The sequence below is a fragment of the Kitasatospora sp. NPDC034533 genome (genome assembly GCF_055575155.1).
This window is the reverse complement of sequence record NZ_JBVITE010000113.1, coordinates 1-12,361: the sequence shown is the minus strand read 5'-3', so window position 1 is coordinate 12,361 and position 12,361 is coordinate 1. Positions and strand designations below refer to the sequence as shown.

General features: G+C 67.6%; 5 protein-coding genes. 3 read left to right on the top strand and 2 right to left on the bottom strand.

Going from position 1 to position 12,361, the window contains the following annotated elements:
* Window positions 1-213: 213 nt before the first annotated feature.
* From ACZ55U_RS37830 to ACZ55U_RS37820, 3 genes are all read left to right on the top strand, one after another.
* Window positions 214-3,303, top strand: a complete 3,090-nt coding sequence (locus ACZ55U_RS37830) for a LamG domain-containing protein (RefSeq protein ID WP_465533967.1) — start codon at window positions 214-216, stop codon at window positions 3,301-3,303.
* A 104-nt stretch (window positions 3,304-3,407) separates the two neighbouring features.
* Window positions 3,408-10,343: an RHS repeat-associated core domain-containing protein gene (locus ACZ55U_RS37825; RefSeq protein WP_465533965.1), complete on the top strand. Its 6,936-nt coding sequence runs from the start codon at window positions 3,408-3,410 to the stop codon at window positions 10,341-10,343.
* 14 nt (window positions 10,344-10,357) lie between these two features.
* Window positions 10,358-10,600: a hypothetical protein gene (locus ACZ55U_RS37820; protein WP_465533963.1), complete on the top strand. Its 243-nt coding sequence runs from the start codon at window positions 10,358-10,360 to the stop codon at window positions 10,598-10,600.
* Between the two features lie 77 nt (window positions 10,601-10,677).
* Here the strand turns inward: ACZ55U_RS37820 and ACZ55U_RS37815 are convergent, their stop codons facing one another.
* Both ACZ55U_RS37815 and ACZ55U_RS37810 read right to left on the bottom strand, forming a co-directional pair.
* Window positions 10,678-11,985, bottom strand: a complete 1,308-nt coding sequence (locus ACZ55U_RS37815) for a tyrosine-type recombinase/integrase (protein ID WP_465533961.1) — start codon at window positions 11,983-11,985, stop codon at window positions 10,678-10,680.
* Window positions 11,985-12,194, bottom strand: coding sequence for a helix-turn-helix domain-containing protein (locus ACZ55U_RS37810; RefSeq protein WP_465533959.1), 210 nt, complete (start codon window positions 12,192-12,194; stop codon window positions 11,985-11,987). Before ACZ55U_RS37810 ends, ACZ55U_RS37815 begins: the two co-directional genes overlap by 1 nt.
* Between the last annotated feature and the right edge of the window lie 167 nt (window positions 12,195-12,361).

The following is a 12,361-nucleotide window of genomic DNA, read 5'->3' as shown; positions in this document are numbered from 1 at the left end:
GAGCTGCAGTTGATCCTCGCCACCTGGGCTGGCCACTGTCCGACCTGCCACCGCGACATACCCACACCCATACGAACCTGACCAAGCCCTACTAGCAGTTCCTTCACCGGCAAGCGCATCCTGAGCGCCGAGTTCGGCACCTACGAGAGTTGGTCTGCCTCCTGCAACGCCCGTGAGATCGAGCTCTGGGCCACCGGCTACATCCACTCGGGGATGAACTGGAACTCCCAGACCGCCTCCGATTTCTGGTCCCGCAACCTGCAGACCATGAACGTCGCCAAGGGCTGGAGTGGCAACTGCCCCGGCGGCTGGCTGGAGTTCGGCGGCACCTCGGGTAACGTCAAGAACCTGGTGCAGGACGCGGCCAATTGGGGCTGGCCGACCATCACCTTCGGCCTGAAGGCGAAGAACGAGGGCGATGGCTACGGCTGGAAGCGCCTGACCGACGATGCCTTTCTGCGCGTCTACTACAACCTGCCGCCGGCCCAAGCCCCGATGAGCGACCTTTCGATGTCGCCCGGCTCGGTATGCCAGACCTCGCCCGTGCGGATCAACCGGGTGCCGCAGATCACCGCCCGACTGTCTGACCCGGACGGCGAGGCGATCGGTCCCCAGTTCGCGCTGTCCTGGGATCCGGGCGACGGAGGTGGTCTGCGCCGCATGTGGTGGTCGACCGGCGCCGAGGGCAATACCCCGCCTGGCTGGTCGTTCAAGGGCTCCGGATCGCAGTTCTCCTATCCTCTCCCGGACTGGACCCCGCAGAACGTGAAGGTCGGCTGGGAGGTCCGGGCTTGGGACGGAGCAAACTGGGGCCCGTGGAGCTCGGTCGGCGATCCGACGAACTGCTACTTCATCCTGGACACCACCCGCCCCAACGGACCGGACATCTCCTCCGTCTCCTACCCGGGCTCCAAGCTGAGCAGTGACGACCTGCCGTGGACCGACGGAGTCGGACGGTACGGCTACTTCGCGGTCTCCTCGACCTCGACCGACGTGGTCAAGTACCAGATCGGCCTGGACACCGGTCCGTCCACCAACCGCGAGGTTTCCACCACCGCCGGCGCGGCGCGCAACATCCGGATCCTCCCTGAAGCGCCCGGCCCGCACTTCCTCTCGGTTAACGCCATCGACGCCCACGGCAACACCTCGCAGTCCGAGACGTACTACTTCAACGTCCTCGCCGGTCAGCCGCAGCGAGCCGGCTGGAAGCTGGACGAGTCCGCAGGAACCGCTGAATCAGTGGGCGCCGGCGGCGACTTCGACGCCGTGCTCGGTACAGGTGCCAAGACCGGCGAACCCGGTCACAGCGGCACCGCGCTGAAGCTGGACGGCACCGCCAGCGGCTTCGCCCAGACCACGGCCGCCCTGCTGGAGACCCAGCGCAGCCTCACCGCCTCCGCCTGGGTGCGTTACGACGGCATAGGCGGCAGTCACACGGTGCTGAGTCAGGGCGGACCGAACCACTACGCCTACCGCCTCGGCGTGGACGACGTAGACGGGCAGAGCCGCTGGACGTTCAAGGTGCAGACTGCGGCTGGTGACTCCGACGCCACAGTGGTCGGCGTGCAGTCGGCAGCCGCGCCGACGACCGGACGCTGGACCCACCTGCTCGCCACCTACAAGACCGAGACCAAGGAGATCCGGCTCTACATCGACGGCACGTTGGCTGCCTCCGCGCCGGCGACGGCCGTCTGGGACGGCCACGGTCCGCTGCAGATCGGCCGCTCCCGCTGCACGACCGGTTGGTGCGACGCCTGGCCGGGCGCGGTGGATGACGTACAGCTATGGGACAACGCGTTGGGCGCCACCGAGGCGCGCACCGTCTTCAACGGCGCAGCGCCCACCGCCCAGGTCATCGCCAAAGCCAAGTGGGACATGAACGAGCCGGCTGGCGTGGCCTTGGTGACCGGTCATCCGCAGGCCGTCAATGCGGTTCTGCAGGGCGGCGCCGTCCTCGGCGGTCGCGGGGTCGCGGGCACCGGCTTGAAGCTGGACGGCGTCGCTGCCCACGCCACGGTCGCTCTGCCGCCCGTCCTGACGACCCGTAGCTTCGCCGTGTCCGCTTGGGCCCGGCTGCCCAAGGCCAAGCCCAGCCACGACGCCGTCGTCCTCTCCCAGGCCGGCGCTCACAGCAGCCCGTTCTCTCTGTACTATTCGGCCGCCGACGACCGCTGGGTCTTTGGTCGGCACGACCAGGACGCGATTGGCGCCACGCTGACGCGGGCGCTCCAGGGCGCCTGCGGCAACGGCCCGTGCCTGACCCCGACCGGCGACGAGTGGGCCCATCTGGTCGGCGTCTTCGACGCCGCCACCGACAAGCTGCAGCTCTATGTCAACGGCCACCTGGCGGGGGAGAGTACCTACACCGCCTCGCTCTACGGCTCTGGCCCGCTGTTGATCGGCGCCGGTTCGCGCGAGACCCTGAAGGTCGACTTCTTCGAAGGCAATGTGGACGATGTGCGGGTGTACGACCGCGTCATCACCGGTCCGGAGGTCCGCGATCTGGTGCAGCAGCGTCCGCTGCTGGCCGGCCGCTGGAAGTTCGCCTCGGTGAACGGGTCGGTCAGCCCGGACGAGGGCCCGGCCAAAGCGGGTGCCGTCCTCGACGGTGGCGCTTCGATCAATGCCGTCGACGGCTTGTTGGCCCCCGGCGTCCTGCAACTGGACGGCTCCTCCGGCTATGCCGCCACCACCACGACCCCGCTGCACACCGGGCAGGGCTTCACCCTGGCCGGCTGGGCGAGCACCGCAGGCATCCCGACTCGGAGAATGACGGCCTTTTCGGTCGCCGGCGCCAGTAACAGCTCGGTTACCGTACGCTGGGTGCCGCTAGGCCTGGACCCGGACACTCAGCAGCCCACCGGCCAGTGGGAGGCGGAGGTGCGCTACTCCGACGCGAACCTCCCACCGGGCAGTGACACCAGCAAGGCGCGCACCCTGATCGCGCACACGCCAGCCACCCTCGTCTACGGGGAGACCTGGACGCACCTGGCGGTCAGCTACGACGCGTTCTCGGACCGGCTCACCCTGTATGTCAACGGCCAGGTGGAGAACCAGGCCTGTGACTCCGACCTGCCGACGTCAGGCTGCACGTCACACGTCTCCTGGGCTGGCGGCGTGCCGCAGCCCTACGAGGCGACGGGCGGCGTGCAGTTCGGCCGGAGCAGGGAGTCCGGAGCGTGGGGTGAGTACTTCTCCGGTGAGCTCGACGACGTCTGGCTCTACCAGGGCGTGCTGAGCCCCGCGCAGATCGGCAAGCTCGGCAACTACGGAGCCGAGCTGGACACGTCCACCGGCGTCTGATCCCCCTTACTCCGTGGGCCGGGCGGCTTCGCCTCCGCCCGGCCCACGGGCGTCACACCCCTTTCTCACTGAGGAGTGCTTTACCCATGAGTAGGAACAGGTCGGTGCTGCGGCTGCCGACCCGGACCAGGATGTCCGTGGTCATTGCGGGCACACTGGTCGGGTCGCTGCTGCCGGCGCTGCCACTGGCCGCCGTCGCGGCGGCCGCGGAACCCTACACCAAGCCCTCGGCGGTCTCACCCGAGGAGCCGGTCAAGGGCTCGGACGCCAAGACCAGGGGCCGTAAGGCAGACACGACGGTCAGCAAGACCGACGGCAAGCACGGAACCCTTCCCGGCGCGGGAAGCGCCACGGTCGACGTCCCCGGCGAGAAAGGCAAGGCTGGCAAGGCCGGCAAACTGCCTGTCGCCCTCTCCTCCTCCGGTACAGCGGGCAAGGCGAAGGTCGAACTACTCGGCCAGAACGCCGCCGCCAAGGCCGGCGTCAACGGTCTGCTGCTGACCGTCACAGGCGCCGACGAGAACGTCGGTATGGCTGTCGACTACTCGTCCTTCGCTCAGGCGGCTGGTTCAGGCTTCGGCTCACGCCTGAAGCTGGTGCGCCTGCCCGAGTGCGCGCTCACCACCCCGGACCTTCCGGAGTGCCGGGTGCAGACTCCACTACCGGGCGGCAACGACGTCGCGAAGCAGACGGTGGCTGCAGACACGCTGACCGCGGCGCCGGCCGGCTCGACGCGGTTGTCGTCCGCGCCGAAGGTGACGGTGATCGCCGCCACGACGGGCAGTTCGGGGCCAAGCGGTGACTACAAGGCGACGCCGTTGTCGAGCGCTTCGTCGTGGTCGACAGCGCTGAACAGCGGGTCGTTCGGCTGGTCCTACGACATGCCGCTCACGGCAATGCCGGGCGGGCTGACGCCGAAGGTCGGCCTGTCCTACAACTCCGCTGCGATCGACGGCCGTACGGTGAACAGCAACAACCAGGCCTCCTGGGTGGGTGACGGCTTCGACTTGTCGCCCGGCTTCGTCGAGCGCAGCTACAAGGCTTGCGCCGACGATGGCGCGCCGAAGACCGGGAAGTCCAGCCCGGGCGATCTGTGCTGGGGGACCGACAACGCGACGATCAGCTTCGCCGGACACTCCGGCGAGCTGATCCCGGTGTCCGGGGACGAATGGCGTATCAAGAACGACGACGCCACCAAGGTCGTGCGTCTGCGGGACGGTGCTCGCGGCAACGGTGACAACGATGGCGAGTACTTCCGTGCCACCACCACCGACGGGACCAACTATTACTTCGGGTACAACCGTCTGCCGAACTGGAGCGCAGGGAAGCCGGAGACCAAGTCCGTCTACACGGTGCCCGTCTACGGCAACAATGCTGGCGAGCCGTGCAACGCCGGTGCCTTTGCGTCCTCGTGGTGCCAGCAGGGCTGGCGCTGGAACCTGGACCTGGTAGTCGATGCCCACGGCAACGACATCACCTACTGGTACACGCCCGAGACCAACAACTACGGCCGCAACCTGAAGGCCACTGACCGGACGCCCTATATCCGCGGCGGACGTATGGACCACATTGAGTACGGCCAGCAACAGAGCGACATCTACTCGACCACCGTCAAACCGATGGGCCGGGTCGACTTCGTCACCGCCGAGCGCTGTCTGGAGTCGGGGGCGGGCGTCTGCGATGCGGCAAAGATCGACGCCAACCAGCAGTACTGGTACGACACTCCGTGGGACCAGAACTGCAAGGACGGCACCGACTGCACCGCCCAGTACTCGCCGACGTACTTCACCCGCACCCGCCTCACCCAGATCGCGGCCAAGACGCTCCAGACCGACGGGAACTACACCACGGTCGACACCTGGGACCTGAAACACAAGTGGGGCACCGCCGACTTCGACTACCAGCTCCTGCTGGACTCGATCCAACACACCGGCTTCTCCGTCACCCCGTCCGTCGCCCTTCCCAAGACCACCTTCGCCTACAAGCAGCGGGCCAACCGGCTCGACAAGGTCGGCGACGGCCGCATGCCGTTCATCAAGCAGCGGCTGGGCACTGTCACTGATGAGCTCGGCGGCCAGATCGACGTCAACTACTCGGAGCCGGCCTGCGACTGGAACGCACTGCCGACTCCGCAGACCAACAGCACCCGCTGTTTCCCACAGATGTACCAGGCCTCCGAGGAGACCCCTGTCGTCACGGAGTGGTTCAACAAGTACGTCGTCGACTCGGTCGTCGCTACCGACCGCACCGGCGGCGCACCCGACATGGTCACCCGCTACAGCTACCTCGGCGACCCCGCCTGGCACTTCGATGACGAGGACGGTCTGACCAAGGAGAAGCTGAAAACCTGGTCCCAGTGGCGCGGCTACGCCCGCACCCGGGTGGAAACCGGCGGTGTCGCCGGCATGTCCACCCAGGCCGACCACTACTTCCTGCGCGGGATGGACCAGGACCGCGACAATCCCGGTGACAAGAACGGCAAGCGCAGCGTCACCGTGGACGACGGCCAGGGCACCACGATCACCGACGACAACGCCTGGGCGGGCTACGAGTACCGCACCGAGCAGTACGACAAGCCCGGCGGCGTGATCCTGCAGAAGTCGGTCAACACACCGTGGAAGCAGGAGACGGCCAAGAGGGTCCGCGACTGGGGCACCACCACCGCCAACATCATCGGTACTATCGTCGCCAGGGGTTTCACCTCGCTGGACAACGGGGCGGGCTACGCCTGGCGGGAGACCAGGAGCAATACGGCCCGCGACGGCTACGGCCGCATCGTCTCCGTCGAGGACTTGGGCGACGTGGCGGTCGGCACAGACGACAAGTGTGCCCGCACCACCTACCTCGACAACACCACTGCCTGGATCCTGCGGGCCACCGCGAGGATCGAGACCGTCGCCGCCGCCTGCGGCGCCAGTGTCAGCCGTGACACCCGGCCCGACGGTACGTCGGCCGTCCTGTCCGACGTCCGGTATCGGTACGACGGCCAGGGTTACGGCGCGGCGCCGAACAAGGGCGACATCACCCTGACCCACACCCTGAAGACCCGCTCGGGCAACACCGCCACCTACCTGGACGGCGCGGCCACCTTCGACGGCTACGGGCGTCCGGTGACCGCCACCGCGAACGCCTCCTCTACGGTCTTCGACACCACAGACGCGACCGGTCCGGTCACCACGGCCTCGCCCGACGCCCGAACCACCACCACCACCTATACACCGGCCACCGGCCGGCCCGCCAAGTCCGTGGTGACCAGCCCACCCGCCAAGGCCGGGGACGCCACTACCACCCAGACCAGCACCACCGACTTCGACCTGCTGCGCGGTCTGGCCGTCGACACCGTCGACACCAACGGCCGCCGCACGGACGTCCAGTTCGACGCGCTCGGCCGCACTCTCAAGGTCTGGCTACCCGACCGCTCCAAGGCGACCGGGCAGACCCCGAACCAGGAGTACGCCTACACCGTCACCGACGGACAGATCAGCGCCATCACCAGCAAGACACTCAACGACGACGCCACCCAGCAGACCTCGTTCATTCTCTACGACGGCTTCGGCCGCACTCGGCAGACCCAGTCTCCAGGCGAGAATGGCGGCCGCGTCCTGTCCGACACCTTCTACGACGAGCGTGGCCAGGTGGCACTGGCCTACGCCCCCTACTACGCCGCCGGTGCGCCGTCACCGACGCTATTCAAGATCGAGAACACCGCTGGCGTCGAGACTCAGACCGCGACCACGTACGATGGTCTCGGACGGGCCATCAAATCCACTGTCCTCGCGGGCAACGGCACCGGCACCCCGCTCTTCACCACGCTCACCGAGTACGGCGGCGACCGGGTCACCGTCACCCCGCCCGTCGGCGGCACCCCTACCACGGCGATCGCCGATGCCGCCGGCCGCACCACCGAACTGCGCCAGTACAAGGCGGCGACGCCTACCGGCGCCTACGACACCACGACCTACGCCTACGACCCGGCGGGCAACCTCATCGGCCTCACCAACCCGGCCGGCACATTGTGGAGTTGGACCTACGACCAGCTCGGCCGTCAGACCAAGGCGGTCGACCCGGACAGCGGGACCACCGTCAAGTCCTACAACGACCGTGGTGAACTCACCAGCACCACCGACGGGCGCGGGCAGACCATCGCGACCGTCTACGACAACATGTCCCGCGTACTGGAGACCCATCAGGAATCCGTGATCGGCCCGTTGCTTACCTCCCAGACCTGGGATCCGACGAGTAACAAGGGCCAGCTGGCCTCCAGCACCCGCTACAGCACGGTCAACGGCACCCCCTATCAGTACAAGACCGCCTACTCGTTGTTCGACGCCATCGGCCGACCGACCCGCAGCACGGTGACGGTCCCGTCCGTCCCCGGGCAGGAGGCCCTGGCGGGTAGCTACAGCACCACCACCGTCTACCGGCTCGACGGCCTGACCAAGTCGGTCAGCTACCCGGCCGTCGGCAACCTGCTGCCCGAAGCGGTGGTGTTCAGCTACGACAGCCTGCGGCGGCCCACCGCCACCGAGGGCCTGACGAAGTACCTGACCAAGCAGACGTACAGCCTCACCGGTAAGCCGCTGCAGTCCACCTTGAGCAACGGCACCGCAGGCAAGGAGGTGTACGTCACCAACGGCTACGAGTGGGGCACCCAGCGCCTCGCCTCCAGCCGCACCGACCAGTACGGCGTCACCGGCGCGACCCGCTCCGCCGCTTACACCTATGACCAGGCCGGCAACGTCACCTCGGTCACCGACACCTCGCGCTCCGGTACCGACCGACAGTGCTTCCGCTACGACTTCCTGGCCCGTCTCACCGACGCGTACACCCCCAATACAGGTAGCTGCTCCTCTCCCAGCGGCACCCAGCTCGGCGGCCCGGCCCCGTACTGGACCAGCTGGGCCTACAACGCCAACGGTACCCGGGCCAGCGAGACCCGGCACGACCCGACCGGCAACACCACCCAAGACGCCATCACCAGCTACACCTACCCCGCGCCCACCGCGGCCCGCCCCCATAGCCTGAGCTCCACCTCCACCGTCACCGGCGCCGTCGGCGCACCGATCGTGGAGAGCTACGACTACGACGCCGTGGGCGCGACGACCGGCCGGCACCTCAAGCCGTCCGGCAATCTGGCCAGCGACCAGACCCTGACCTGGGACGTGGAGGGCCGGCTCAGCCGGCTCGCCGCGGCTGTCAAGACGACCAGCGGCAGCACCGTCACGACGACCAACCAGACCACCGACTACCTCTATGACGCCGGCGGAAACCGCCTGTTGGGTCATACCCTCGACACCGCCGCCCCCGCCGCCGAGAGCTGGACCCTGTACCTCGGCAGCACCGAGCTGAAGCTGGTCAAGGGCGCCGCCAAGGCCACCGCCACCCGCTACTACCCGCTCGGCTCGGCCACCGCCGTCCGCACCGACGACAACAAGCTGACTTTCCAGATCAACGATCACCACGGCACCGCCGAGGTCGGCATCGACGCCGCCACCGGCGCCGTGGACCAGCGCCGTTCGCTGCCCTTCGGCGGCACCCGGGGCACCGCTCCCACCTCCTGGGCAGGCACTCGCGGCTTCCTCGGCGGCACGGCCGAACCCACCGGGCTCACCCATCTGGGAGCCCGTGAGTATGACCCTTCCACCGGCCGGTTCCTCTCGGTCGACCCACTCCTGGTGGCCAACGACCCGCAGTCGCTTTCGGCGTACACCTACAGCAACAACAACCCGCTCACCCTCAGCGACCCCAGCGGTCTCGCGTTCGAGGAGTGCGTCAACGGGATGTACAACTGCAGCAACAAGGGCACCACACCCACTGGGAAGGGCAACCGCTACGAGGAGGTCGTCGCGGAGGCGGAGAAGGCCGCCAAGATGGGGCAGAGCAACTACCTCAACTACCTCGCTAACAAGGCCGCCGAGGACGAGATCACCAATCAGGCGCTGGCCAATGCCGCCACCAAACCCAAGGGCGACGCACGGAACAACTGCGGTGTCCTCGTAGGCACGGCCCCGGCCTGTAACAAGGACTATGCGGACCGGGTCAAGCAGGGCTATAAGCAGCTCATTCCGGAAGCAGCGCGGATGACCATGCTCCCGCAGGCCTGGAACTGCATGGTCAACCACGATTCAAACGACTGCGATGAAGTCGGCGCCGCGATGTCCGTCTCAATGGCGGCCCGTGACTTCGAGGTCATCGCCACGGCCATGAATCGCTTCGCTACTGCGGAGTCAAGGGCCGCACGAAGCTGCTTCCACAGCTTCCCGGCAGGTGTCCTGGTCCTGCTCCCGGACGGGACAGCCAAGCCGATCGAGGAGTTGGTGGTTGGTGACCACGTTCTGGCCACCAATCCAGAGACCGGGGAGACCGTCGTCGCCGAGGTCGACGCGGCCATGGTGACACCGGATGACTCGGCGTTCACCACGATCGCCCTCGCCGAGGGCCGCGGCGAGATCACCGCGACTGACCATCACCGGTTCTGGTCCGTCAGCGATGAGGCCTGGGTCGATGCGGGCAAGCTGGTCCCCGGAGATACGGTGCTCACCGTTGACGGGACAACCGTCACCGTGAGCGAGGTCCGGCACTCCGGTGGGGTTCGCCCGGCATACGATCTGACCGTCCGGAACCTGCACACGTACTATGTGCTGGCTGGAACCACGCCAGTTCTTGTGCATAACTCTGGTCCTGCCTGCGGCCTCGGCGGCTTCAAGGCCGGTGTCACCCCCGACGAGATCGCTGAGATCAACCGTGGATTCGGTGGCGAAACGCTGTTGAGTGGTTCCCCCGAAAACATGCTGGTTAACGCGAGCCGGTACAACAGTTTCTGGGAGAAGTCTGCGGTCGTTATTCGCGACATCGCAGGAAGTCACATGTTCAATAATGGGAACAAGCGGACCGCGCAAGCAGTCGTCGAGCAGCTGATGGAGCGTAACGGGGTCACGAGCGGCCCCACGTCCCAAGACCTACGCAGCGTCATCGACAGAGTTGGGAAGGGCCAGCTCCACGACGTTGGCGACATCGCGGCAGCCTTGAGGGGCTACTAACAGGAGTTTAGGGAATGGATATCGAGCAGCTTATGGAGAACCTCGGTCGCTCTGGCGTCACCGTGATCCTCAAAGTGGATGACGAAAGGATGGCGGACGGCGGGGAGCCATGGACGGTAGTCATGTCAGGAAAGGGCCTTGGGGAGCAAGGCTTTATCCGGGCTGAATCCTCCAGCCTTGACGATTGCCTTGAGCAGGCAGTCGACCGGCTGCGAACCCGCCCGGGTGACTGGGGATGGTTGGAGGAAATCTCCTAAAATAACGCTGCGAGGCCCCACCGATTTCGGTTCGGTGGGGCCTCGCGGTGTCTTGACGGCAGTAGTTGACGGCAACGTCAGCGGACGGGTGCTGCACAAAGCGGTGGCTCGTCGCCGTCGTCGGGGTCGATAGCTGCCCCGGAGGCCCTGCCGAGGGTACGGCCGAGGAGGTCAATGGCGTCGCGCTGGAGGCGGAGTCGGACGTGTGCGTAGACGGTGGCGGTGACGCCGATGTGGGCGTGGCCGAGGAGTTCCTTGATGACGACGAGTTCGACGCCCTGTTCCAGGAGGAGGGTCGCGGTCGAGTGCCTCAGGTCGTGGAACCGGACCTGGCGGAGGTGTGCGCGGCGGAGCAACGCGTTGAAGTGTCGGGTGAGGGTTGCGGGCTCGATGGGATTGCCGTCGGGTCGGGTGAAGACGTGGCCGTTGTCCACCCAGCTCGCGCCGGCCTTCTGCTTCTCGTGGGCCTGCTGCTTGCGGTGGGTGCGGAGTGAGAGCAGGCAGGGGGCCGGGAGGACGATGCGGCGTTCGGAGCTGACTGTCTTGGTGGGGAGGGTGGTCAGGCCGCCGGTGCGGGTGCGCTGGAGGGTGCGGCGGATGCTGGCCGTGCTGGCGTCCAGGTCGAGGTCTTCCCAGCGCAGGCCGAGGAGTTCGCCCTTGCGCAGTCCGGTGCGGAGGGCGAGTTCGAACAGGGCGTGGAGGCGGTGGCCCTGGGCGGCGGTGAGGAAGGTGCGGGCCTCGTCGGCGGTGAGGGGTTCGAAGCGGCGGGGGCGGGGTGTGCCGGTGCGGACGTTGCGGGCGACGTTGCGCGGGATCTCTTCCTCCCGGACGGCATGCTCCAGGGCGGACTTGAGTACCGAGTGGATGTAGGCGAGGGTCAGCGGGGAGAGCCGCTTGCCGCAGCACGTGCCAATCGCGCAGCAGCGGGGCTGGGTGCGGGCAGCGTCGAGGCCACGAGTGCAGCACTGGCAGACGGTCCGCAGCCCGTTCAGCCAGGTGCGCACATCCTTGGCGGCGAGCTTGGCGAGCTTCTTCTTGCCGAGGCCGGGGATGAGGTAGCGGTTCGTGCAAGCGGTGTAGCGGGTGTGGGTGTTCTCGCGGAGCTGGTGGACGGCGACGTTCTCCAGCCAGTACGTCAGGTACGCCCCGAGGCTGCCCTGGGTGGAGACCATGGGGACGCCGCGGTTGCTGGCGGCGATCTTCTCGGTGAGCTTGGCGAGGGCTTCCTTGCGGGTGATGCCGTAGACGCGGACGCGCTTGCGGGTGTCGCCGGGGGCGAGGACGTAGCCGGCGGCTTCCCAGCGGCCGTCCTTGCGCTGGTAGACGGTGCCGTCGCCGTTGGCACGGACGCGGCGGGAGGCGGAGGTGTCGCGAGGTGCGGTCATCAGGCGGCGTCCTGTTCAAGTCGGGTGCGGATGAAGTCGGTGAGCGCGTGGGTGGGGATGCGGCGGGCGCGGCCGAGAGTGATGGAGGCGAGCTGCCGGGTGCGGAGCAGGTCGTAGACGGCGGAGCGACCGAGCTGGAGGCGGGCCATGACCTGGGGGACCGTCAGCAGGTCTTCGCCCGTGCTTGGACCCGCGAGGAGCGTGGTCATCAGCAGCCGCCTTCTGCGGTGAACTGCCGCTCCAGTTCTCTGCGGTGCCACACGGCGGCGGCGAGGAGTTCCGCGCCGGGGCTGTAGCCCGAGCCGTGGTAGGCCCAGTGGCCGATGACGAGGGTGGTGCTCGGGTCGAGGTCGGTCAGGCCGGCGTGTGTGCGGGC

Bases quoted from the DNA above. Each gene is read 5' to 3' on its own strand.
- ACZ55U_RS37830 (WP_465533967.1), top strand. From the start codon at position 214: ATGAACTGGAACTCCCAGACCGCCTCCGATTTCTGGTCCCGCAACCTG.
- ACZ55U_RS37820 (WP_465533963.1), top strand. From the start codon at position 10,358: ATGGATATCGAGCAGCTTATGGAGAACCTCGGTCGCTCTGGCGTCACC.
- ACZ55U_RS37815 (WP_465533961.1), bottom strand. From the start codon at position 11,985: ATGACCGCACCTCGCGACACCTCCGCCTCCCGCCGCGTCCGTGCCAAC.
- ACZ55U_RS37810 (WP_465533959.1), bottom strand. From the start codon at position 12,194: ATGACCACGCTCCTCGCGGGTCCAAGCACGGGCGAAGACCTGCTGACG.